At 72.1% G+C, this 21,942-nt stretch carries 15 protein-coding genes and 2 pseudogenes; all 17 read right to left on the bottom strand.

Features of this window, described 5'->3' with window-relative positions; genetic code table 11:
* Positions 1-9: 9 nt before the first annotated feature.
* A pseudogene (locus M1E25_RS17520) lies at positions 10-660 on the bottom strand (galactokinase); the annotation flags it as partial.
* An 82-nt stretch (positions 661-742) separates the two neighbouring features.
* On the bottom strand, positions 743-817 hold the full coding sequence (locus M1E25_RS25795; protein ID WP_251416800.1) for a galactokinase family protein: 75 nt from the start codon (positions 815-817) through the stop codon (positions 743-745).
* A 53-nt stretch (positions 818-870) separates the two neighbouring features.
* Positions 871-1,857, bottom strand: a complete 987-nt coding sequence (galE, locus tag M1E25_RS17510; protein WP_251416798.1) for a UDP-glucose 4-epimerase GalE — start codon at positions 1,855-1,857, stop codon at positions 871-873.
* Positions 1,858-1,873: 16 nt separating this feature from the next.
* Positions 1,874-1,997, bottom strand: a pseudogene (locus tag M1E25_RS17505) (galactose-1-phosphate uridylyltransferase); the annotation flags it as partial.
* Between the two features lie 72 nt (positions 1,998-2,069).
* On the bottom strand, positions 2,070-2,786 hold the full coding sequence (locus M1E25_RS17500) for a LuxR C-terminal-related transcriptional regulator (protein WP_251416577.1): 717 nt from the start codon (positions 2,784-2,786) through the stop codon (positions 2,070-2,072).
* Positions 2,787-2,984: 198 nt separating this feature from the next.
* Complete coding sequence (locus M1E25_RS17495) at positions 2,985-3,374, bottom strand: hypothetical protein (RefSeq protein ID WP_251416575.1); 390 nt, start codon at positions 3,372-3,374, stop codon at positions 2,985-2,987.
* A gap of 190 nt (positions 3,375-3,564) precedes the next feature.
* The gene (locus M1E25_RS17490) at positions 3,565-6,918 is read right to left on the bottom strand and encodes an ALF repeat-containing protein (protein ID WP_251416573.1); all 3,354 of its coding nucleotides are present in this window, start codon (positions 6,916-6,918) and stop codon (positions 3,565-3,567) included.
* 303 nt (positions 6,919-7,221) lie between these two features.
* Complete coding sequence (locus tag M1E25_RS17485; RefSeq protein WP_251416571.1) at positions 7,222-8,682, bottom strand: FG-GAP-like repeat-containing protein; 1,461 nt, start codon at positions 8,680-8,682, stop codon at positions 7,222-7,224.
* Positions 8,683-8,727: 45 nt separating this feature from the next.
* The gene (locus M1E25_RS17480; protein WP_251416569.1) at positions 8,728-9,612 is read right to left on the bottom strand and encodes an alpha/beta hydrolase; all 885 of its coding nucleotides are present in this window, start codon (positions 9,610-9,612) and stop codon (positions 8,728-8,730) included.
* Between the two features lie 261 nt (positions 9,613-9,873).
* Positions 9,874-12,063 (bottom strand): S1 family peptidase, encoded by a 2,190-nt coding sequence (locus M1E25_RS17475; RefSeq protein ID WP_251416567.1) that lies wholly within the window; start codon positions 12,061-12,063, stop codon positions 9,874-9,876.
* Between the two features lie 109 nt (positions 12,064-12,172).
* A complete protein-coding gene (locus M1E25_RS17470; protein ID WP_251416565.1) occupies positions 12,173-12,706 on the bottom strand; it encodes a hypothetical protein in 534 nt (177 codons plus the stop codon).
* A 680-nt stretch (positions 12,707-13,386) separates the two neighbouring features.
* Complete coding sequence (locus M1E25_RS17465; protein WP_251416563.1) at positions 13,387-15,138, bottom strand: outer membrane protein assembly factor BamB family protein; 1,752 nt, start codon at positions 15,136-15,138, stop codon at positions 13,387-13,389.
* Between the two features lie 266 nt (positions 15,139-15,404).
* On the bottom strand, positions 15,405-17,198 hold the full coding sequence (locus M1E25_RS17460) for an ABC-F family ATP-binding cassette domain-containing protein (protein WP_251416560.1): 1,794 nt from the start codon (positions 17,196-17,198) through the stop codon (positions 15,405-15,407).
* A 92-nt stretch (positions 17,199-17,290) separates the two neighbouring features.
* On the bottom strand, positions 17,291-18,262 hold the full coding sequence (locus M1E25_RS17455; RefSeq protein WP_251416558.1) for a 4-(cytidine 5'-diphospho)-2-C-methyl-D-erythritol kinase: 972 nt from the start codon (positions 18,260-18,262) through the stop codon (positions 17,291-17,293).
* Positions 18,263-18,355: 93 nt separating this feature from the next.
* Positions 18,356-19,243, bottom strand: coding sequence for a 16S rRNA (adenine(1518)-N(6)/adenine(1519)-N(6))-dimethyltransferase RsmA (gene rsmA, locus M1E25_RS17450; protein ID WP_251416556.1), 888 nt, complete (start codon positions 19,241-19,243; stop codon positions 18,356-18,358).
* A complete protein-coding gene (locus M1E25_RS17445; RefSeq protein WP_308290439.1) occupies positions 19,240-20,919 on the bottom strand; it encodes a resuscitation-promoting factor in 1,680 nt (559 codons plus the stop codon). The genes rsmA and M1E25_RS17445 overlap by 4 nt, the downstream gene beginning before the upstream one ends.
* Positions 20,920-21,028: 109 nt before the next feature.
* Positions 21,029-21,934: a TatD family hydrolase gene (locus tag M1E25_RS17440; RefSeq protein ID WP_251416554.1), complete on the bottom strand. Its 906-nt coding sequence runs from the start codon at positions 21,932-21,934 to the stop codon at positions 21,029-21,031.
* Positions 21,935-21,942 lie beyond the last annotated feature (8 nt).

Genomic DNA, 21,942 nt, shown 5'->3' with positions numbered 1-21,942 from the left:
GGCCGCCGGGCGCCGCCCGCCGCGACGACGGACGAGATCCGCAGGGCGCGCAGTCCTGCCCCCGGCGAACGCGTCCCGGACCGCCCAGGAGACCTCGCCGGCCGACCCCGCCTCGACCAGGACGATCGCCGAACCGCCGACCCCCCACCGGTCATCCGGGCTACCGGCGCCCCGGCCGCGTTCGCGGACTCCACCACCGGATCGAGCTCGGCACAGGAGACCCTGAGGTCGTCGCGCAACGACGCGTGCCCGGCGGTCAGCACCGGTCCCACGGCCCGGACGTCCCCGGCGTGGAGCAGTCCGGCGACCTCGGCGACCCTGCCGTTCTCGGTCACCACATGCCGGACGCAGGCCCGCGCCACAGAGTCGGCGAGCCGCCCCAGGGCTATCGTCCGGATGCTCCGGTGCGACGTCCCGCAGGGCCCGCACGCCCAGCGCACGCGCCCCCGCCTCACAGCTCGCGCGCTGCCTCGCGTACGCCCCGTCCCCGAGCGCGTGCCTGACACCGGCGTCGACGACGAGGAGGCCCAGGCCCCGCCCGGCGAGATCGAAGGGCACGTGGCGCCGGGAGAGGTCACGGGCGTAGAGGTGGAGCAGATGCCCCCCGGCACAGCACGCCGAAGCCATCTGGTCCGTGATCCCGCAGGGCACCCCGGCGAACTGCTACGAGGCCGACTCTCCGCCTTGCGGCTGCACGCACCCGACGCCGCAAGCCCCGCCCCAGGGGCGGACGACGCTACTTTCACAACAAGCCTTGGCCGATGAGGTTCACCCGGCCGGCGGCGCACCACACGTCTTCCGGCCGGGTGCCGTACACCTCTCGGAACGCCTCGGCGACGCCGGCGGCCCGGGTGACCGGGCATGGCTCGGTCAATCGCGCCCCCCGGTCCGCCGGGCGAAGTCCCAGGCGTCGGCCACGATGTCCGCGAGCCGGGGGCGGGCCGGAACCCAGCCGAGCCGCTCCCGGGCCCGCTCCGCGGACGCCACCAGGACCGCGGGGTCGCCGCCCCGACGCGGTGCGACGACCTCCGGCACCGGGTGGCCGGTCACCTCGCGGACGGTCTCGATCACCTCGCGGACCGAGAAACCGTTGCCGTTGCCGAGGTTGCAGACGAGGTGCTCACCGGCCGTGGCCGCGCCGAGGGCCAGCAGGTGGGCCTCGGCCAGGTCGGCGACGTGGATGTAGTCGCGGACACAGGTGCCGTCGGGGGTCGGGTAGTCGTCGCCGAAGACGGAGATCGCCTCCCGCCGGCCCTGGGCCACCTGGAGCACGAGCGGGATGAGGTGGGACTCGGGGTCGTGCCGCTCGCCGTATGCGCCGTAGGCCCCGGCGACGTTGAAGTAGCGCAGCGAGACCGCGGCCAGACCGTGCGCGGCGCACTCGCCGCCGATCATGTGGTCGACAGCGAGCTTGGAGGCGCCGTACGGGTTGGTGGGTGCGGTCGCCGTGTCCTCCGTGATCGGGGTCTCGGCCGGCTCGCCGTAGGTGGCCGCCGTGGAGGAGAAGACGAGGGTGCGCACCTCGGCCTCCCGCATGGCCGCGAGCAGCTCGACGCTGCCGCCGACGTTGTTGCGCCAGTACTTCTCCGGGTCGGTCACCGATTCGCCGACCTGGGAGAACGCGGCGAAGTGCAGGACGGCGTCGAAGGTGGCGTCGAGGATCTTGCCGGCGTCCTGGACCCGGCCCTCGACGAACTCGGCTCCCGCCGGCACGCCCTCCCGGTGGCCGGTCGACAGGTCGTCGAGGACGGTCACCCGGTGCCCGGCTTCGAGAAGATGCGCCGCCACCACACTGCCGATGTAGCCGGCGCCGCCGGTGACCAGGTACTTCCGGGACGTCCCGGGCTCGCGCTCCATGGTGCTCACGTCGTGTTACCTCTCGCAGTCGTTCGGCCGCGGTTCTACGCCGGCACGTGGTCGGTGAACACATTCATGCCGGATTCGGAACCTGCGAGAAACTTCAGCTTGCGGCAAGTGCGTCGAACGATGAAGAGCTCGGGTGCAGCGCGATGCCCGGCGCCGCTGCGTACGCACCGGGACGGCAGCAGGCCGCACGGGCCCGTACCGTCTCAGGCCCCCGCACGGCCCGCCGATCCGCCGATCGGTGCACCGGGGCCCCCCGGGCGGCCCGCCCGGTCCAGCAGGCCGGTGCGCGCCGCGAGGGCGGCGGCCTCCAGCCGGGAGCCCACTCCCAGTTTCACCAGCACGCGCTGCACGTGGGTGCGGGCCGTGCTGGAGGCGATGCCCATGCCGGCCGCGATCAACCGGGTATCCTCCCCCTCGGCGACCCGTACCAGGACCTCGACCTCCCGCCGGGTCAGCACCCCGAGCAGCCGGGCGGCCTCGTCGTCGGGCTGGTCCGCGGGGTCCAGCAGCTCGGCGAACGCCTCCTTGAGCAGGGCGGGGGCGACGGCCGCCTCACCGGCGCGTGCCCGGACGATCGCCCGCTCGACGCCTTCGATGCGCTCGTCGTGGCGCACGTAGCCGACCGCTCCGGCCGCGAAGGCCGACGCGATGCCGCGCGCCTGGGTGACCGGCCCGAGGACGACGACGGCGGTCTGCGGCCGCTCGGTCCTGATCCGCTCCAGGGCGTCGAACGCACCCGGCGCCGCGGGCTCGGCCGTGCCCCACAGACAGACCTCGGGTCCCCGGTTGACGACGAGTTCGGCCGCGCCGGAACTCGGCGCGGCGGCGGCCAGCACCCGGTGCCCGCGCAGTCTGAGCGCCGAAGCGAGCGCCTCGGCCAGCAGCCGGTGGTCGTCGACCACCACGAGCCGCACGCCCACGGCCCACCCCCAATCACCGGGGGCCGGTCCCCGGCCCCCGTGGCCGGAAGGTACACGGTCGGCGGATCTTCTGCGGCGGATCCGCCGAACACCCCTTGGGGCGGTCAGCGGCGGCACGTCGTCGCCCACCTCCTCGCCGGGTGCGATCGGCGCCCCCTGCCCTCAGGGGAGAGGTCGTCTCCAGCATCGAATCGAGGGTCAGGTGAGCAGCGATTCGACCTGCGACAGGCAGAAGGCGATCAGAACAACTCCGCCGACGAAGACGGGAAAGAAGACGAGGAAATGCAGCAGCTTCGGCTCTTGAGGCGGCAGACCTGCCGTCTGCCGTTCGGACTGGCGCCGAAGCCAGCCGCTGAAGACGACCCTCATCAGCACCAAGTCGAGGACGGCCAGCGTGTACAGCCGCAGAGCCGTTCCCTCATCGTATCCGCGCAGGATCGACTGCCCGACCATGACGGCGGTCGCAACGAGCGGGACGACCACAGCTGCGAGCTTCCGCTTCTTCTTGGCGGTCATGGTCGCCATCGCGCCGCCGAGCGCTATGCCCGAAACAACGGCGAAGATGCGCAGCAGGGTTATGTCCGACATTCTCGTACGACTTCCTTTCGCTCCGAAGAGCTTGTGGGGTGTGAACGTGCGCCGCAGGGAGGAGTGACGGGGGCAGGGCATCAGGGCATGTTGTGAAAGTCCCGTCTGGCTTGCGGCGCCCCAGGGGCGGACGACGCTACTTTCACAACACGCCCTGGGTATTCCCTGCCCCCGAACCGGGGCTGTCAGGTCACCAGGTAAGTATGCCGATGACCGATGTCGTCACGTCCTCGGCGAGATCGGACAGCCCACCGCCGATCGCCTTCCCGATGCCGCTCCGGAAGAAGAACCCCTGCTTTCCCAGGAAGAGACCACCGATCACCGTGATGCCCAGAGCCTGCTTGAACTTGGCGCTGTCGGTGCCGTACGCCTCGGCGGTGAAGTAGGTGCTCACACCCTGCAGGCCCCAGGAAACGGCGCCGAGGCCGAGGGAGATCGCGCCGAGGACCGGCGAGGCCGGTGTGGGGAACAGCGCGGCCGCACCGATCACAGCGGACGCGGTACCGAACACCGTGCTCCAGTGCCCCGTGACACTCGCCCAGTCCGCATCGCTGCCGGTGTCCTCGGGCCAGAGACCCCAGTCGACGTACCAGGGCTTGTCCTGGTCCTCCTTCTTGGCCTCCGCCGCCCGCTGTTCGGTCTCTTCGGCTGCCTTCTTGGCAGCGGCCTCGGCCTCGGCCCTGCGCTTGTCGGCCACGGCCTTGCGGGCGTCACTCGCCGCCTTGGCCGCTTCCTTGGCGTCTTTACCGGCCGCGATCGCTGAGGCTTGTGCACGGGAGGCGGAGGCCTGTGCTTCTGCCGCGTAACTCACTGCCTGCTCGGCGGAGACCATGGCCTGCCGCATGGAGTAGTTGGCGTTGCGGGCCGCTCCGCGAGCGGTGATCGCCGCGTTGTCGGCGTCCGTCGCCGACCGGGCCGCCGCGGCGGCGGACGCGTCGGCCGCGTCAGCGCTCTCCTTGGCCTGCTTCGCCGAAGCCGCGGCATCGTCCGCGTAGTCCTGCGCCTTGGCTGCCCAGGCGGACGCCTCCTCGGCCGCGTCGCGCGCTTCGGCAGCTGCCTTGGAGGCACGTGCAGCGTCTTCGAGGGCGTTGGCCGCGATCCGGGCGGCGTGGGATATGGCCGCGCGGATGGCGGAGACGTGAGTGGCGTGGTCGTGGTCGAGGCGCGCAACAGCGTGTCGGTCATGGATGACGAAGTTCCGCCGCATGGCGGAGGAACCCTCCAGAACGATCTCCGCCGCGGACTTCATGTAGGCGCCGCCGGAGTCGAGCAGACGGAGCACTTCGACCCTGTCGTCCTCCTTGACCGCTTCGGCCAGTTCGACCTTGAGGAAGCGGTGCAAGGCTTGGGGGCTGCCGTCGTCGATGGCGGCCTCGGCCTTCGTCCTGACCGCCGTGCCGGGTGCGTCGTTGAGGATGGCGAAGATCTGCACCCGGTTGTCCGACTCCCCGGCCCGGAGTGCGCCCTGGTCGAGAAACTCTCGCACGGCGTCCTCGGCCTCACTGGCGAGCGCGGTGTGCGCGGCCTGCGAGACGGCGGCCGTGGACATCTTCGCGACCGTCAGGACCGTCTCCCGGTCATCCTGCCCCTGGGCGAGGATCCGGTCGGTGTCGATCCAGTTGAGGACGTCCTCGTCGGTTCCGGCGAGGGCGAACTCCGCGGCCTCCCGTGTCCATGAGCCGGTGGCGGTGAGCAGCTTCGCCGCTGCCTTGCGGCCAGTGGCGACAGCCTCTCCGGTGTTACCCGCCTTCATGGCGTCCTCGGCGACGACGATCAGATCCTTGATGGCCGAGGCGGTCCTGTCCTCCTGGGTGCGCTGGTTCTGGGCCTTCTCGATGGCATCGGCTTCGGCCTCGGCCATCACACGAGCCGCCTCGATGCCGGTCTCGGTCTCTTCGTCGATGCGCTCGGTTTCGGCCAACCGCGCAGCCGTCTCCACCTCTTCCGCTTCCTTGACTGCAGCCGCTGCGGTCTCGGCGGCCTCGACTGCGGCATTGGCGTACGCAGTGGACCGCTGCGCGTACTCGATCGCCTGACCCGCCTCGTCGGCCGCGGTCCTGGCAGCCTGAGCGGCCTTCTCCGCATGGCCGGCGGCCGAGTTGGCGGCATCTCTTGCGACACGGGCAGCCGTGGCGGCCCGATTTGCAAGGCCTTGTGCTCTGCCCGCCGCACGAGTGGCGCGTGCTGCCGCACGATCGGCTTCGGCGGCGGCCGCGCGGGCTCGGGCGGCCTGGCTCTGGGCGACACCAGCAGACTCGGCTGCGTCGGCGGCGGCGCTCGCGGCGGAGGCGGCGTCGCGAGCGGCAGCGGCAGCTGCCGAACCCGCGCCCGAGGCTTGTTGTGAGGCGATTGCGGCCTGGTCGGCGGCTTTCGCCGCGGTGCGGGCCCGCTTCGCGGCATCCTCTGCTCCCTGAGCAGCCACGCGGGCGGCGTCAGCCTTGGAGGCATCCTTGGAGGCGGCGATGGCCGCGTTGTAGGCCCGGGACGCCGCCCTGCCGGCGGTGGCCGCCGCGGCAGCAGCCGCTTGGGCAGCGGTCGCCGCGCGGTGGGACGCCGCCTGTGCGGTGCGCGAGGCGGAGATGGCGGTGGTGGCTGCGGCAGCAGCGCCGCGTGCGGCATCGGCGGCATCGTTCGCCGCGCTTGCCGCCTTCTTCACGTCCTCCTTGGCCTCCCCGGCCTCCTCTGCCGCCTTCAGCGCTGCCTGCTTGGCCTTCTCCGCCGCTTCCTTCGCCTTGTCGGAAGCGGCGACGGCTTGCTCCGCCTTGAGCTTCGCGCGCGTGCCCTCACGCTCGACGATCGCGACGAGCTGGTCGATCGTCGCAGCCTCCTCGTCACGGGCGCGGGCGATGTACTGGCCGGAAGTCAGGAACCAGCGGATGGCTTTGGGACTGCCGTCGTCCAGAGCCTGCTGTGCGTACTTCTTCACCTCTGGTGAAGCGCCGGCCAGGATCGCGAAGACCTCGACCCGTTCGTCCTCCTCCTGTGCGGTGAACTGCCCCTCTTCCAGGAACTTCCTGAGGACGTCGTCGCTGCCGTCGTCGAGGGCCAGAGACGCCTCACGCCGGACGGCGGCCCCGCCGTTGTTCATGACGGTGAGTACGGCGACGCGCAGATCTTCGACGACATCCGCGCTGAAGCCGCCGGCGAGGTAAGCGGCAACAGCTCCATCGCCCGCTGACAGGGCTTCGTCGGCCGCTGTCCGCACGGCACGGCCGGCATCGCCGAGGCTGGTGAGGATGGCGAACCGGTTGTCTTCGGCCTTGGCGACGGGCAGTTCGCTCGTGAGGAACGCGGTGATGGCGGCGGGGCCGCCGATGAGGGCTGCGGCCGCAGCTTCTCGCACGGCACGGCCACCGGTCTTGTACGCCCATACGGTCCGGCCGCGTTCACTGTCGGGCAGGCCGTTGCCGGTGCCGTCAGTACCGTTCTCGGCGGCCCGGGCGGGAGTTGCAGTCAGCATGGTGATGGAGGGCAGGCCAGGGGCGGCGGCCACCCCGACGAGACCAGCCAGTATCCGGCGCCTGCTCCACAGCGTTGGTGACACGGCGTGGGTCCTTCCTCAGAATCCGACAGTCAGACATGGGTGCGGCGCCCCGATCCCCCGACGAGGTGGGTGGCATGGGCGCACTGGCTCTCACCGGCCGCCACCTCGCCCTTGGGCGACCGGATGGGTTTCGACGCACGCGACCGCGACGCTGGGCTCCTGCGCCTTGTTGCTGAGTGACAGCGTCCTGTCCTGGGCCGCGGCCGCAGCCTTGCTGGTGTACTGGCCCGTCTCGAGGAAATCCCGGAGCGGGGAGAGCGGCCCGGGCGACGTGCGCCCGGACCGGGTTGGAAAGGCCCGCGGTCAGGGTGCGAGTACACCGCCGAGGCCGCCGTCCACGGGTGTTCCGGCCACCGAGCGGCCCACATAGGTGCCGGTGCCGCCGGCGGTGCGGTGGACCATGGTTCCGTCGCCGGTGTTCTCGCCCTCGGCGCCGATCACCAGGCTGGTGGCGTCGGTTCCGGTGAAGTCGTCGGCGGCGACGGCGGATCCGAAGCGGTCGGCGGACTCGGGGACGCCGCCGATGCCGTCCCGGCCCTGCTGGAGGGCCTGCGCGGAGGCGAGGGCCACGCCCGTGCCGTCGGCGCTCCCGGTGAGGCGGAGCAGCAGGGCGGCGCCGGCGTTCTTGCGGGAGGTGCCGCTGACGGTCAGGTCCTCGCCGGGCAGGCCGGCCACGATGTCGAGGGTGCCGTCGCCGTCCAGGTCGCTCAGGGCGACGTCGGTGCCCATCGCATCGCCGGCCTCGGCGGCGCCGGGTACTCCGGTGGTGGCCTGGTGGACGGTGAGGGTGCCACCCTGGGCCTGCAGACCGGCCGCGCTGCCGAGTTTGACGGTGATCTGGCCTCCGGCCCGGCCGTTCGCGTCCGCAGCGACGGGCTGGCCGACGACGAGGTCGTCGTGGCCGTCACCGTTGATGTCTCCGGCGTCCACGGCGCGGCCGCCGGAGACAGCTGCCCCGAAGCCGCCTTCGAACCCCGAGGCGCTGCCGGTGAGTTCGTAGACCTTGGCGGTGCCGTACACGTCGACGACGGTGACGGCGAGGTCGTCGTGACCGTCGGCGTTGAAGTCGCCCACGGCGCCGTCGATCGCGACGGCGGGGTCGTAGCCGACCGCTCCGGAGTGGGTGGCACCGGTGGCGCTGTCGCGCCACACCACCCACGGCGCGCTGCCGGCGGTGCCCGGGCCGATGCCGATCGCGTCGTCGAGGCCGTCGCCGTTGATGTCGCCGACCTCCACGTCGGTGCCCAGGCGGGCCTTCTGCGCCGTGCCCCAGCGGGATCCGGTGGTGAAGTACGTACCGCCGGTCAGACCGGACTTGCCGGTCAGGATGGTCACCGCTCCGCGATCGGTCGTACCGGAGGTGTCGTCCTCGCCGGGCGCGCCCACGACCAGGTCGAGCCTGCCGTCACCGTCCAGGTCGCCGGAGGCGGTGGCGGCCCCGAACCGGTCACCCTTCTCCGAACTACCCGGCACGGAACCGGAGTTCTGAGTGAGAATCTTGCGGCCGGTGGCCGACGGCCCGCTCGCGCCGCCGGGGAGCACGCTGACCGCGCCGGCGGAGGACGAGGCGGCGGGAACCGAGGCCACCAGGTCGGATGAGCCGGAGTTGTCGAAGTCGGAGCGCTCCACACCGGGCGTGTCCGCGTGCGCGGCACCGCCGGTGGCAGCGAGACCGGTGACGGCGACCGCGCCGGCGATCAGCCAGGCACCCTTGGCGGCCTTCCCGGGAGGTGGAGCGGACGGTCTGCGAGCATGTCGTCCCATAGGTTCTTCCTCACTGATGGACGGTGATACGGGCGAAAACGGCGGTCAGGCCTTGGCCTTGAGCCAGCTGACGATACGGTCGAACTCGGTGCCCTGGCTCAGCAGCGCGCCGCCGTGCGCGGACCCCGTGACGATGCGGGTGGTGATGTCACCGGCCGGGACGCCGTTCTTCTCGGCGGTGGCCTCCAGGTCGGTGGAGTGGGTGGCCGGCACGAAGTCATCCTCGGAGTGCAGCAGGTACATGGGGGCGTCACCGGCGTTGGCCCAGTTCTTGGACACCATGGAGCGCCAGGTGCCCCAGCAGGAGGCGTGCATGGCCTCGCTGGTGTCGGTCGAGTCGGGGTAGCAGCGGGCCAGGATGGAGGCGTTGTCGCGGACCTTGCGTCGCTTGAACTCGGTGGAGGCGTTGCCGTCCACCCAGGCCCGGTAGGGAGAGGCGACGGGGGACAGCGCCACGATGCCCTTGAGATCGAGGGCGTTGGTGCCGTTGGTCGCAGCGTCCGTGGCGAGCTGGCCGCCGGCCGAGGAACCGAGCATGACCACCCGCTCGGGGTCGGCATCGAACTCGGCGGCGTGCTGTCGCACCCACGCGGTGGCTGCGGCGACGTCGTCGCGCTGGGCGGGCCAGGCGGCCTCGAAGTTGAGCCGGTACTTGATGGCGAATACCTGGAAGCCCTGGTCGGCGAAGTCCTGGGCGCGGGTGGACCAGTCGGTCTGGGCGTACCAGTAGCCGCCGTGGATGAGGATCAGCGCGGGCTTCGGTGCCCCGGTGGAGGGGGTCCAGTAGGCGTCCAGGGTCTGGCGGGCATGGCCGCCGTAGCTGTGGGTGGTGGGTGTCTCGGCGGCGTGCGCGGGCTGAGCGGGGGCCGCAGACAGCAGGCCGGTGACGGCGAGGAACGCCCCGAGGAGGGGCAGCAGAACGCGACGCATGATGCGGAGCTGCTTTCGTGAAGAGGGAGTGGGAGGAGGGGACGCGGGCATCCCCCGTCTTCGGTTCGTCGGCAATTCGTTGTGGTCCCGGGGCCGTGCCGATGGCGGCCTATCGGTGGAGCAGAACCTTCGGGCGTCCGTGGGCCGGGACCGCCCGGGGCGGTTGCGACCCGGTGGACCGCCGTGCAGTGGACTCCGTCCGGTCCGCAGGCCGGCCGGGGAGAGACCGGCCTGCGGAGGTGGCCAGGAATGGCCGGGTGGTCAGCGGATCGCGGTGCCGAAGGTGTCGCCGGTGGCGGGCAGGCCGTTCCTGCCCGGCTCGTGGGTGGTCACCGTCTGGGTGGCCGCGTCGTAGACGTTCGCCCAGGGCACGGTGTGCACCGAGCCGTACGTGGACGGGCCGAACGGCATCCCGAGGTAGAGGTCGGCGCCGGTGGCGGTCAGAGCAGAACCGACCTTCTGGTTCGCGCCCAGAGTGCCGGGGATACCGAACTTGCCGGGGTGGACCGTGGCGACCGAGTCACCCGGGGCGCCGGTGAGGCCGAAGGTGTAGACCGTGCCGGCGTCGGCGCCCTCGGGGGTGTCCTCGCCGGGCACGCCGACCGCGAGCAGCGTGTTCCTCGCCGTGCTGACCTCGTCCGGGGCGGTGTCGACCGCGGCCAGGGTGGCGCCGAAGTTGTCACCGGCCTCCACTGCGCCGGGAACTCCGGGGGAGCCCTGGTAGATCCCGGTCATCTGGGTGGCGCCGGTCCCGGTCAGCAGGAAGGTGTCCACCCGGCCCGCGTCCGCGGCCGAGGTGCCGTCCTCGCCGGGCGTGCCCACGGCCAGGACGGACTCCGTGCCGTCAGCCGAAGCGCTCGACCGGTAGGAGACCATGGCCAGCGCGCCGCCGAACCGGTCGCCCGTCTCGGCCCCGCCCTCCACGGTGTCCTGGTCCTGGTCCAGGCCGGTGATTCCGGTGGGGAGGTTGTCGGCGTTGCGTGCATGGGTGAACAGCGCCACCCCGCCTGCGTTCGCCTTGGTGCCGATGGCTTCGCCGCCCGAGGCGATCGCCAGATGCTGCGGAGAACCGGCGATCGCGGAGCCGAACTTGTCGTCCGCCTCCATGACGCCCGGCACGTCCAGCCTGTCCTGATGGAGCACCACGTTGCTCAGGCCGGTGGAGCCCAGGTAGAAGACCCCGCCCGCGTCGGTGAGTCCGCCCGCGGAGTCCTCGCCCGGCGCGCCGACCGCCAGGTACGGGGCGCCCGCGGCGGTCGTGCCCGCGGCCAGCGAGGCGCCGAGCTGGTCACCGGCCTCGGAGACCGAGGAGGCCAGCGCGCCGCTGCCCGCACCCTGGTACAGGGCGACCGCGGCGGTGCCGGTGGCGATGCCGTCCGGCGCACCGTAGACGATCTGCGCGCCGCCCGCGTTCGCCTCGGCGCCGATCGCCTCGCCGGGGATACCCACGGCCAGGTCCGTGCAGCCGTCCTGGTTGTGGTCGAAGGTGGCCAGGGCCTTGCCGAACAGGTCGCCGGCCTCGGAGTCACCCGGGAGGTTCGGGGTGTTCTGGGTGATCTCGGCGGTGCCCTTGCCTCCGCCGTAGACGACCTGCACCCGGCCGGCCTTGGCCGCCCCGGCGACCGTGGCGTCCGGGTCGGAGATCGCGACGTCCCGGAGGCCGTCGCAGTTGAAGTCGGTCATGGCGGCCGCACCGGTGGTCTCGGCGATCCACCCGCCCAGGTCGTCCACCCGGGCGGCCGCGCCTCCGGTCCGGGTCTCGGCGGCGTCGACGCCGAAGCAACCTCCCTGGTAAGAGCGGCTGGTGAGTGCGACGAGCTGCGCTCCGCCGGTCGACGCGCGTAGCACCGGACCGCCGGTGTCGCCCGCACACGCCGACACCCCGTCCTTGCCGGTGACGGTGGCCGCGGTCGCGTCGGAGGCATCCACGGTGTACGTGCCGGTGTGCAGCTTCAGCGGCGCCCACTCGGTGCGGGTGCGCCCGTAACCGGCGAAGGCCAGCTCCTCACCGGTGGCCGGGGCACTGTCCGCGAGGGCGACGGGCGCGACCTCGGTGACCGGCCGGTCGAGCCGGGCGAGCACCGCGTCCCGGTCGTCGCGCGGCACGAGTTCGACGACCTCGCGCACCGCGCCCGCGGTGGTGGTCAGGTCGGTACGCCCGATGGTCGCAGTGGTCTTCAGCTTCGGCCTGCCGGCCGGGACGGACAGGCTCTGCGCCGGGTCGTCGGCGAAGCAACTGGCCGCGGTCAGCAGCCACTCGGTGTCCACCAGGACGCCGGTGCAGCCGCGGGTGGTGTCGCCGATGTCCAGGCGCGCGGTGAAGGCGTGGGTCTGATCGGCCGCCGGAGCGCCGGTGACGGCAGCCACCGGAACGGCAGTGAGCAACGCGGTGGGGCCGACGGCCAGGGCAACGGCCAGCGCGGCGAATCGGATGGATCTGCGGTGTCGCATGACGAAGAATCCTCGGAAAGAGAGACGGAGTGCGCCCGCCCCGAAGGGGTAGGGGCATGAGGGGAGAACCGGGCGTTCCGATGGCAGGTGAACCATCGGACGGTGACGGTTACTTGGAGGACCTGATCTCCACCAGCATGTGCTCGCGCCCCTGCTCGTCCGCGCTCTCGCCCACCGGGGTCCAGGAGTTCTTGGCGATGTCGAAGGTCTTCTCCTCCGTACCCACCGTCATGTCCACCTGCGTGGTGTAGTCGTTGCCCTTGACCCCGTAGACCGAGGGGATCTCCATGGTCAGCCAGCCCGAGTCGCCGGTCATCCGGAAGCAGATCTTGTCCTGCTGCCGAGCCCATACCTCCAGCAGGCCCGTCTCGCTCGCACAGTCCGCGAGCACGATGTGCCCGTCACCGCGCTTCAGCGTGATCCCCTGCTCGGCCAGGATCTTGTCGGCCTGCGGGTAGTCGAAGTCCTCCACCGCATATCCGGGGCCCTCGTCGGCCACCAACCGTGTCGTCCCGGACGGACTGCCCTGCGCGCCGGCCGTCACGGCCAGCCAGACCAGTGCCCCGGCCGTCGCAGCCACGACGGCGCCCCGTGCGAGCCTCCGTGCCGAAGATTTTCTTCCAGGTCTCTCGAGTGGCTTCATCATATTCCTCGTCCATCGGTTCCGGTCCGGCCCGAACTTGCGGCCAGGCGCAAGGAAGAACGAAAGCCCCTCCCCCCACCCCCCGTCCGAATGCGCGACTGCGCACCCGGAGTTGCTGAGCGCCGACTGCGAGATCGCCCCTGGGGGAGGGCGAGCGGAGCGCTCCAGCCGTCACATGAAATCCACAACACTGCTTGCTGTCCAATGGACTTGACGGTTCATTAGGAACAGACGGGACTCCTGATCTGTGACGTGCGCCATACCTGGAAAAGGTTGCACGGCATGAAGTGATGACATGGTGCAGATCCAACGACTGCTCTGAAACCACGTATTGCCTTCAGCACCGGCTGGCTCCAGGGCGTGGAGCGGCGCCCTCGCACCGCGGCCACACGAGCGCGGGACGGCGCGCATCGTCGCCACCGGAAGGAGCGCCGCGGGCACGATGCGGCGAAGGCAACCTGCCTCGGCACGGAGTCGGCCGCGAAGACGGCCCGTTGCACACGGTGCTCACTGGGCAACATCACCCGCCGCGGACGCGCGGTGGAGCGCCGTCCAGCACCTCGAACGGGGAGTCACCCCGGCGCTCGGACAGGAACGGCTCACGCCCGCCTGGGCGGAACGCCGCAGGCCCGGTGCCACATCGTGGATGTGGCACCGGGCCTGCGGGGAACGACGGCCCGTCAGCTGCCGAAGGCGAGCGCCAGTTCCTTGTCATAGGTGCTGTTCTTGCGGATCGAGTCGCGCGACATGAAAAGCCGCCCGTTCACGTACAGGGCGCCGGTGCCGTATCCCGGTGCGAGCCTGCGCTCCGACTCCGACGTCTCGTTCGGCAATCTGAGGTAGACCGTCTGCTTGCCCGACCCGGTCTCGATGCCCACCACCTGGCCACCCGAGTCCAGCGTGGGCTGGCGGTAGGCGATGAGCGTGTCACCGTCCATCCGCAACGGCAGGATGGTGCGCTTCTCCCCCGCGTCGGACTTCCACTTGGGCTTCCCGGTCCCCAGGTCGAACGCGATGATCTCGTTCGTGTCCCCGTACTGGGACTTGCCCTGGTGCTCCTCCGAAGGAAGGTAGAGGTTGTCCTTGTCGACGGCCACCGTCACACAGGACTCGGTGTCGATCCGGCAGTTGGGGTCGTACTTCGGCTGCCCGTGTTCCGGACGCTCGAGTGAGAGCCGGGCGCGCAGCTTGCCCTTGTCGTCCAGGGACATGATGTCCGTCGTGCTCACCGAGCCGGCGCCGACGGCGACGACCACCGGATCGGTGGAGATGACGTTGACGTTCTTGAGGCCCTTCGGGGCCGCGAAGCTCCACTTCGCCCTGCCGGTCGCCGGGTCGATCTTCTGGACCTTGTACTCGTTGTCGATTCCGCTCCCGCAGTCGGTGACAGCCACCAGCGCCTTGCCGCCGCCGTAGCCGCGGGGCCGGCAGCCGCGATAACTGGCGGACTTCCAGAGCTCCTTGCCGGTGATGGAGTAGCCGGCCGATCCGCCGATCCAGGCGGACGCGACGGTGTTGCCGCTGATGGTCAGGCTCAGGCCGGTGCTGTAGACACGATCACCCGGCAGCTTCTTCTGCCAGAGCTTCCTGCCCGCGTCGAGGTCGATGACGGCGATCTGGTTGCAGGGCTCGGACGAGCTGTCGGAGCTCATCTTCCGCTCCTGGAAGACGACCGCGGTCCGCCCGTCCGCCGTGACGTGCCTCGACGAGGCGCAGACCTGGCCGTCGAGAGGGAGCTTCCAGGCCTTCTTCCCGGTGTCGGCGTGGTAACCGGTGATCGAGTAGACGGAGGGCTTGGCGTACGTCTTCGCCGTCGCCCACTGCCCGGGAACCAGCATGCTGTCGACCGGGACGGAGGAGGGGTAGGGGACCTGCAGAACCGCCTTCGCATCGGCGTCGGCGGGCCGTTCGCCGCCCCCCTCGGTCGGGTCCGTGCCGCCACCGTCCTCGCTGCCCCGGCTGCCCCCGGAGGTACCCGCGACGTCGTCCTTGCCCCCGTCATTGCTGTTGGCGAACCAGACTCCGCCGGCGATCACGAGCACGACCGCGACCGCGGCACTGATGACGATCATCATCCGCTGATTCGACCGGCCGCCCTGCGGGGGTATGCCGCCGGGGTACGTGCCCTGCGGGTACATGCCGTACGGCTGCTGCCCGTAGGGCTGTTGGCCGTACGGCTGCCGGCCCGGGTATCCGTAACCCGGCTGGGGCGGCCCCGGGTATCCGTACCCGGGCGCTGCGCCGGGCGGTGGCGGGGTCTGCGGAGCGTGGCCCTGCGGCTGGGGGTAGCCGTAACCCGGCTGCCCGCTGGGCTGTTTCGGCGGGTACCCGTATCCGGACGGTCCGTCCGTGGAACCGGAGCGTGGGTCCTGCGGCGCGCCGAAACCGCCCTGGGGCGGCTCCTGCGGTGGCTGAGGCGGCGGCTTCGCCATGGGCTTCTACCTCTTCACGGGGGTCCGCAGCCCGACCGGACTCCCCCGCTGTCCCGGGTGGTCGGTTCTTCCCGGGATGGAGCGAATCGGGCGCGGAACCCGCCAAGCAACGATTCGCGAGCGGGAGTTCTTTGTACCACTGGAAACCGGGTTGTGAAGGGGGCGGGTGTCAGCCATGACAGGTGTGACGGACCCGGGACGAATCCGTCGCACCGGGCGGACGAACCACCCCGGCCGGCGCGACGGACGCACCGAGGCGTCAACGCTCAAACGCTGTCGGCGAGTTCGAGCCAGCGCAGTTCCAGTTCGTCCTTCTCGGAGGCGAGTTCGCGCAAGTCCGCGTCCAGCTTCGCGACGCGTTCGAAGTCGGTGGCGTTCTCGGCGATCTGCTCGTGGAGCTTGGACTCCTGGTCCCCGATCCGGTCCAGACGCCGTTCGATCTTCTGCAGTTCCTTCTTCGCGGCCCGGTTGTCCCCCGCGGGCTTGTCCTTGGCCGGGGCCGCCGGCGCGGGCACCGCGGCCTCATGCATGCGGCGGCGGCGCTCCAGGTACTCGTCCAGACCGCGCGGCAGCATCCGCAGTGTCCGGTCGCCGAGCAGGGCGAAGACCCGGTCGGTGGTCCGCTCGGTGAAGTAACGGTCGTGGCTGATGACGACCAGCGACCCGGGCCAGCCGTCCAGGAGGTCCTCGAGCTGGGTGAGGGTCTCGATGTCGAGGTCGTTGGTGGGCTCGTCGAGGAACAGGACGTTCGGCTCGTCCATCAGCAGCCGCAGGATCTGCAGCCGCCGGCGCTCACCGCCCGAGAGATCGCCGACCGGCGTCCACTGCTTCTCCTTGGCGAAGCCGAACTTCTCGCACAGCTGGGATGCCGTCATCTCCCGGCCCTTGCCGAGGTCCACCCGGCCGCGGACCGCCTCCACGGCCTCCAGCACCCGCCAGGACGGGTCGAGTTCGGCGACCTCCTGCGAGAGATGAGCCAGCTTGACGGTCCTGCCCACGACCACGCGTCCCTGCGCGGGCTGCTGCTCGCCCTCGGTGCGGGCGGCCTCGGCCAGTGTGCGCAGCAGCGACGTCTTGCCGGCACCGTTGACGCCGACCAGCGCGACCCGGTCGCCCGGTCCGAGCTGCCAGGTGAGGTGCTCGACCAGCACCTTGGGGCCGGCCTGCACGGTGACGTCCTCGAGTTCGAACACCGTTTTGCCGAGCCGGGAGTTGGCGAACTTCATCAGCTCCGCGCTGTCGCGCGGCGGCGGGACGTCGGCGATCAGCGCGTTCGCGGCCTCGATCCGGAAGCGCGGCTTGCTGGTACGGGCCGGGGCACCCCGGCGCAGCCAGGCGAGCTCCTTGCGCATCAGGTTCTGGCGCTTGGCCTCCTCCGTCGCGGCGATGCGCTCCCGCTCGGCACGGGCGAAGACGTAGTCGGAGTAGCCGCCCTCGTACTCGTGGACCGCGCCGCGCTGCACGTCCCACATCAGCGTGCAGACCTGGTCGAGGAACCAACGGTCGTGGGTGACCACCACCAGCGCCGAGCGCCGGGCGCGCAGGTGGGCGGCGAGCCAGTCGATGCCCTCTACGTCGAGGTGGTTGGTGGGCTCGTCGAGCACGATCAGATCGGGCTCGCCGATGAGCAGCTTGGCCAGGGCGATGCGCCGGCGCTCACCGCCGGAGAGCGGTCCGATGACGGTTTCCAGGCCGTCGGGGAAGCCCGGGAGGCCGAGCCCGCCGAAAAGCCCGGTGAGCACGTCCCGGACCTTGGCGTCGCCCGCCCACTCGTGATCGGCCATGTCCCCGAGGACCTCGTGCCGGATGGTGGCCGCGGGGTCGAGCGAGTCGTGCTGGGTGAGGACGCCGAGGCGCAGCCCCCCGGAGTGGGTGACCCGTCCGGCGTCCGGTTCCTCCAGCTTTGCGAGGATGCGGACGAGGGTGGTCTTGCCGTCGCCGTTGCGGCCGACGACGCCGATCCGGTCGCCCTCGTTGACGCCGAGGGAGATGCCGTCGAGCAGCGCACGCGTGCCGTACACCTTGTCGACGGTTTCCAGATTGACGAGGTTCGTTGCCACTTCCGCCCCAGCTCCCGCGCCCCGGGCCGGTGGACCGGCCCTGGGCGCCCTTGTATGAATCGTTCCCAGCGTAGCCGCCGCCGCGGGGGGCGCTATCGAGTGATCACGCGGGCGCCGTCCGCGGGGCCGGTGGCCACCCGGGCGGCCCGGCAGGTGCCGGAGGCGCGGAGCCCGTCGGCGACCTTGCGGGCGGCCGCCCCGTCCTCGGTGAGGAAGGCGGTCGTGGGTCCCGAGCCGGAGACGATCCCGGCGAGCGCACCGGCTTCGGTGCCCGCGCGCAGCACCGCCTCGAGGGACGGGCGCAGGGAGACCGCTGCGGGCTGGAGGTCGTTGGCGCCGCCGTCGGAGTTCAGGGCGGCGGCGAGCGCGCGCGGGTCTCCGTTGCGCAGGGCGTCCAGGAGCTCTGCGGAGGGGTCGGGGGCGGGGACGTCCGCGACGCCGGAGCCGGTTCCCGCGGCCTCGCGCAGCCGGTCGCACTCGCGGTAGACGGCCGGGGTGGACAGGCCGCCGTCGGCGACCGCGAACACCCAGTGGAAGGTGCCGCCGGTCTCCACGGGGGTGAGCAGCTCGCCTCGACCACGGCCGAGAGCGGCCCCGCCGACCAGGCTGAACGGCACGTCGCTGCCGACCTCGGCGCAGATCTCGAGGAGTTCGTCCCGGCTCGCTCCGGTCCCCCAGAGGGCGTCGCAGGCCAGCACCGCACCGGCGGCGTCCGCGCTGCCGCCGGCCATGCCTCCGGCGACCGGGATGTCCTTGGCGATGTGCAGGTGGACGTGCGGCTCGATGCCGTGGCGGGCGGCGAGGAGCTCGGCGGCGCGGGCGGCGAGGTTCGTCCGGTCCTGCGGTACCCGGCCCGCGTCGGGTCCCTCGACGGTGATCCGCAGGGTGTCCGCCGGGGTGGCGGTGACGTCGTCGTGGAGGGACACCGCGAGGAAGACGTTGGCGAGGTCGTGGTAGCCGTCGGGGCGCAGTCCGCCGACCGCGAGCTGCACGTTGACCTTCGCCGGGACGCGGACGGTGACGGGGACCGGGGGCGCCGGGTACGCCGGGTACGCCGGGGACATGGGACGGGGCTCCTCGTGTGGTGGGCGTGGGGGCTGCCGTGGCGGGCACGGCGTTCCGGTGCGGGGTGCGGTCCGCCGGCCGGAGCCGGGGGTTCAGCGGTCGGGTCGGTTCTCGGCGATGGCCGCGAACTGCTCCACGGTCAGGGCCTCGCCGCGGGCCTGCGGGGAGACGCCGGCGGCGGTCAGCGCCACCTCCGCGGCGGCGGCCGAGCCGGCCCAGCCCGAGAGGGCCGCGCGCAGGGTCTTGCGGCGCTGCGCGAACGCGGCGTCGACGACGGCGAACACCTCCTGCCGGGTGGCCCGGGTGGCGAGCGGTTCGCTCCGGCGCACCAGCCGCACGAGGCCGGAGTCGACGTTGGGGGCGGGCCAGAACACGTTGCGCCCGATGCTGCCGGCCCGGGTGACGTGGGCGTACCAGGCGGCCTTGACCGACGGCACCCCGTAGACCTTCGAGCCGGGCGGGGCGGCGAGGCGGTCGGCCACCTCGGCCTGGACCATGACGAGGGTGCGCTCGATGGTCGGGAAGGTCGCCAGCATGTGCAGCAGCACGGGCACGGCGACGTTGTACGGCAGGTTGGCGACGAGTGCGGTCGGCGGGGGGCCGGGGAGCTCGGACACGTCCATGGCGTCGGAGTGGACGAGGCCGAAGCGGCCGGCGCGCCGGGGCAGCCGGGCGGCGACCGTGGACGGGAGCGCCGCGGCGAGCAGGTCGTCGATCTCGACGGCCGTGACCCGGTCCGCCTGCTCCAGCAGCGCCAGGGTGAGCGAGCCGAGGCCGGGGCCGATCTCGACGACGACGTCGTCCGGGCGAACCTCGGCGGTCCGGACGATCCGGCGCACGGTGTTGGCGTCGATGACGAAGTTCTGGCCGCGCTGCTTGGTCGGGCGTACGCCCAGGGCGGCGGCCAGTTCGCGGATCTCGGCGGGGCCCAGCAGGGCGCTCGACGGGTCGGGGCCGGGGGTGGTGGGGCTGAAGCTCACTGGTGAAGCTTACGGCCGCACACCGGCCACGGACTCGCCCCCCTTTGCACGTAGAGCTTCTTGGCCCGGTGGGTCTGCTCGGCGGCGGGGGCGTCCTGGGGCCGTCCGGTGCCTCCGAGCCGCTGCCAGGTGCGGGTGTCGAACTGATAGAGCCCGCCGTGCGTGCCCGAGGGGTCGACCGCGTTCGGCCGCCCGCCGGCCTCGCACTGGGCGAGCGCCTTCCAGTTCAGGCCGTCCGCGCCGCCGACGGAGCCGGGCAGGGGTTTGGTGCCGATGTGCTCGATCTGGTCGACCGGTTCCCGGACGGTCTCGGCGGAGAGCTTGCGCGGCTTCTGTTCGACCCCGTTCACGGTGCGCAGGGCGTAGGTGACGCGGCGCACGCCGAGGACACCCCGCCGGACGACGACGCGGGTGCCCTCGAAGAGCGTCGGGTCGGAGCGTTCGACCGTGCGGAAGGGGGTCACCTCCTCGCGGACCTCCCTGCTGCCGGTGATCCGCAGCACCGACACCCGCTGGCCGTCCAGCGGGTAGCTGTCGGGCGGCACGGAGGTGGTGTCCTCGCCGCGCAGGACGATGCCGGCCTCGGCCACGGCACGGCGGACCGTGGCCGCGTTGGTGCGGATCGTGCGTTCCCGGCCGTCGGCCAGGAACGTGACGGTCCGCTCGGTGCGGACCTCCAGATCGAGGCCGCGGCGGGAGATGGCGGCGTGCCGGGGCACGGACAGGTGGGCACCCTCGGCGCGGACCCCGAGCAGGCGCAGGGCGCCCTCCACGGTGCGCGCTGTGGTCCAGATCCGGTGCCGCTCCCCGTCGAGGGTGAGGGTGACGGGACGCCCGCGGCGGAGCTTGATCTCGTCGCCGTCGGTGATCGCCTCACCCGGGGACGGCGAGACGAGGTCGTGGGGCCCGGTGTCGAGGCCCTCGCTCTCCAGCAGCCCGCCGACGTCGGCGGCGAAGGTGTGGAGCGAGCGCTCCCGGCCGTCCACGCTGAGCCGGACCTCCTTGTCGTGGGCGACGAACGCCGTGGTCCCTCCGGCGAGGACGGCGACCACGAGCGCCCGGGGGACGAGGCGGCGCAGCGCGTCCAGTTCCGCTGCGCGCTTCGCTCGTGCGGCGCGGCGGGCGGCGGCCCGCCCCTCCCGGGGGAGTTCGAGGGTGGGTGCGACGAAGTGCGGGACGGTGGGGGCGTCCGGTGCCACGGTGCGCGGCGCGGCGAGTGGGTCGAGGAGGGTCGCGGTGGGCCGTCGCTCTGCGGAGCGGACGCCGGGAGCCGGAGCGGCATGGCGTCCGCCGCCGGGAGTCGGGGATGGCGCCGGGCGGGGCGACGGGCCGGGTACGGACGGCGCGGGGGCGTGGACCTGGTACGCCTGGGGCGACGGGTGGGCGGGGGCCTGGGCGCCGGCCGGCGGGGCCTGCGGGGGGAGGTACAGGTCCGGGATCCTGTGCTCTGCGCGGGGCGCGGGCGGCCGGGGCCGGTCCGGGTGAACGGCCCGGGCGGTGTCGGCGTACCCGTACCCCTGACCGGCCGGTGCATGGGCCCCGTGGAGGTCCCGGCCGTGGATGTGGGGGTGGCGGACGTGGCTCTCGTACGGCGGACGGGGCCACTCAGGCGGCGCCTCGGACGCAGCGGGGGTTCCGGTGCGCACTGTCCGGTGGCTGCCCTGGGAATTGCTCACGACGCTCCACTGGTCCGGCGGTAGGCCCGGGGACTGTAGCGGAGCTCCGACTACTCTCCCAAGTCGAACGGGCACCGATAGTGACGGACAGTCGGGGGGAGTGCGGGTTTCAACGACCGAAGACGCGGGCCGTGTTGGCGGAGACGGCCGCGGCGAGGGTGTCCTCGTCGACGCCCTTGACCTCGGCCATCGCCCGTAGGGTGACCGGGATGAGGTAGGGCGCGTTGGGGCGGCCGCGGTAGGGGGCGGGCGTCAGGAACGGCGCGTCGGTTTCCACCAGAAGGAGGTCGAGCGGGACGACGGCCAGGGCGTCGCGCAGCGGCTGGGCGTTCTTGAAGGTCACGTTGCCGGCGAAGGACATCAGATAGCCGTGCTCGGCGCAGATCTTGGCCATCTCGGCGTCGCCCGAGTAGCAGTGGAAGACGACCGTGTCGGGGGCGCCCTCCTCGTCGAGGACGCGCAGCACGTCGTCGTGGGCCTCCCGGTCATGGATGACCAGCGCCTTGCCGTGCCGTTCGGCGATGTCGATGTGGCGGCGGAACGACAGTTCCTGGGCGGCCATGCCCTCGGGACCGGTGCGGAACCGGTCGAGTCCGGTCTCGCCCACACCGCGCACCTGAGGCAGCGCGGCCAGCCGGTCGATCTCGGCGAGCGCTTCTTCGAGCGCGGCCGTGCCGCCGGGTTCCCGGGCTCCCTGGCGCGACCACCCTTCGAGGTCGCCGTGCACGATGCGCGGGGCCTCGTTCGGATGCAGGGCGACGGTGGCCAGGACGGCAGGGTGCGCCGCGGCGGTGTCGGCGGCCCAGCGGGAGCCGTTGACGTCGCAGCCCACCTGCACCACGGTCGTGACACCGACCGCGGCGGCCTTGGCCAGCGCCTCCTCGACGCTTGTGCTCTGCATGTCGAGGTGGGTGTGCGAATCGGCGACGGGGACCCGCAGCGGTTCGGGCAGAGGTGGCGGAGCGGCCTTGTCGCGCTCGCCGCTGCCGCCGTTGCCGCCCGTCCGTGCCGTCATGCCCGTCA

This window comes from Streptomyces meridianus (assembly GCF_023703325.1).
Classification (GTDB): domain Bacteria; phylum Actinomycetota; class Actinomycetes; order Streptomycetales; family Streptomycetaceae; genus Streptomyces; species Streptomyces meridianus.
The sequence above is the reverse complement of the archived record's forward strand: the minus strand, read 5'-3'. Positions and strand labels throughout refer to the sequence as shown.

Coding starts and splice junctions, on each gene's coding strand:
- M1E25_RS17495 (WP_251416575.1), bottom strand. CDS start 3,374: ATGTCGGACATAACCCTGCTGCGCATCTTCGCCGTTGTTTCGGGCATA.
- galE (WP_251416798.1), bottom strand. CDS start 1,857: ATGGAGCGCGAGCCCGGGACGTCCCGGAAGTACCTGGTCACCGGCGGC.
- M1E25_RS17485 (WP_251416571.1), bottom strand. CDS start 8,682: ATGGGACGACATGCTCGCAGACCGTCCGCTCCACCTCCCGGGAAGGCC.
- M1E25_RS17470 (WP_251416565.1), bottom strand. CDS start 12,706: ATGAAGCCACTCGAGAGACCTGGAAGAAAATCTTCGGCACGGAGGCTC.
- M1E25_RS17465 (WP_251416563.1), bottom strand. CDS start 15,138: ATGGCGAAGCCGCCGCCTCAGCCACCGCAGGAGCCGCCCCAGGGCGGT.
- M1E25_RS17440 (WP_251416554.1), bottom strand. CDS start 21,934: ATGACGGCACGGACGGGCGGCAACGGCGGCAGCGGCGAGCGCGACAAG.
- M1E25_RS17475 (WP_251416567.1), bottom strand. CDS start 12,063: ATGCGACACCGCAGATCCATCCGATTCGCCGCGCTGGCCGTTGCCCTG.
- M1E25_RS17480 (WP_251416569.1), bottom strand. CDS start 9,612: ATGCGTCGCGTTCTGCTGCCCCTCCTCGGGGCGTTCCTCGCCGTCACC.
- M1E25_RS17455 (WP_251416558.1), bottom strand. CDS start 18,262: ATGTCCCCGGCGTACCCGGCGTACCCGGCGCCCCCGGTCCCCGTCACC.